This window comes from Marisediminitalea alba, from assembly GCF_002993365.1.
Taxonomy (GTDB): domain Bacteria; phylum Pseudomonadota; class Gammaproteobacteria; order Enterobacterales; family Alteromonadaceae; genus Alteromonas; species Alteromonas alba.
In genome coordinates this window covers 1-1,451 of sequence record NZ_PVNP01000169.1, presented here as the reverse complement: position 1 = coordinate 1,451, position 1,451 = coordinate 1, and the positions used below count along the sequence as shown (strand labels likewise).

Below are 1,451 nucleotides of genomic sequence, written 5' to 3'. Positions count from 1 at the left end.
CCACCCTCAAACACAAAACAGGACTGACTGAGTATCGGGCTTCGCGCTATTTTGCACGCTTACCCTCCTGCCTTGCCGAATCAGGTTCACTTTCGTTGTGTACTTCTAACTTCCTATGGCTTCCTTCGAACCCTGCCGTTGGCCAGCAACGCCCTTGCCATTCGGATTATCTTCCCCTCAGTCAGGGTGATTCAGGTTTCTTTCAACCTGACGGGTTTGCCAGCTTCGCTGGGCAAACAAAAAAGGCGCTCATAAGAGCGCCTTTTTCAGGTTTTTGGTGTAATTATCGATTACTCGATGATTTTAGATACAACACCAGCACCTACTGTACGACCACCTTCACGGATTGCGAAGCGCAGGCCTTCTTCCATAGCGATTGGAGCAATCAGTTCTACTTCGAACTTCAGGTTGTCGCCAGGCATTACCATTTCAACGCCTTCTGGCAGTTGAACGGCACCGGTTACGTCAGTTGTACGGAAGTAGAACTGTGGACGGTAACCTTTGAAGAATGGAGTGTGACGACCGCCTTCATCTTTAGACAGTACGTATACTTCCGCTTCAAACTTGGTGTGTGGAGTGATTGAACCAGGCTTAGCCAGTACTTGTCCACGCTCTACGTCATCACGCTTAGTACCACGTAACAGAACACCAACGTTCTCACCTGCACGACCTTCGTCAAGCAGCTTACGGAACATTTCAACACCAGTACAAGTCGTCTTGGTAGTATCTTTGATACCAACGATTTCTACTTCTTCACCTACTTTAACGATACCTTGCTCAACACGACCAGTTACAACAGTACCACGGCCTGAGATTGAGAATACGTCTTCGATTGGCAGGATGAACGGCTTATCGATGTCACGCTCTGGCTCTGGGATGTAGCTGTCTAAAGCTTCGCCCAGCTCGATGATTTTCTTTTCCCATTCTGCGTCGCCTTCAAGGGCTTTCAGTGCAGAACCCTGGATTACTGGCAGGTCATCACCTGGGAAATCGTACTCTGATAACAGTTCACGAACTTCCATTTCTACCAGCTCAAGCAGCTCTTCGTCATCTACCATGTCACATTTGTTCATGAATACGATGATGTAAGGGATACCAACCTGACGACCAAGCAGGATGTGCTCACGAGTCTGAGGCATAGGACCATCAGTCGCAGCAACTACCAGAATACCACCGTCCATCTGTGCAGCACCGGTGATCATGTTTTTAACATAGTCAGCGTGTCCTGGGCAGTCTACGTGTGCGTAGTGACGAGTAGGAGTGTCATACTCTACGTGTGAAGTAGAGATGGTGATACCACGTGCTTTTTCTTCTGGCGCGTTATCGATTTGATCGAACGCTTGAGCAGAACCGCCGTAAGTCTTAGACAATACGGTAGTGATTGCTGCAGTCAGAGTGGTTTTACCGTGGTCAACGTGGCCGATAGTACCCACGTTTACATGGGGTTTCGA

At 48.7% G+C, this 1,451-nt stretch carries 1 protein-coding gene; it reads right to left on the bottom strand.

The window, feature by feature from the left end; genetic code table 11:
* Positions 1-290: 290 nt before the first annotated feature.
* Positions 291-1,451 (bottom strand): elongation factor Tu (gene tuf / locus C6Y40_RS15215; protein WP_105935313.1); only part of this gene is annotated, 1,161 nt, incomplete at its 5' end.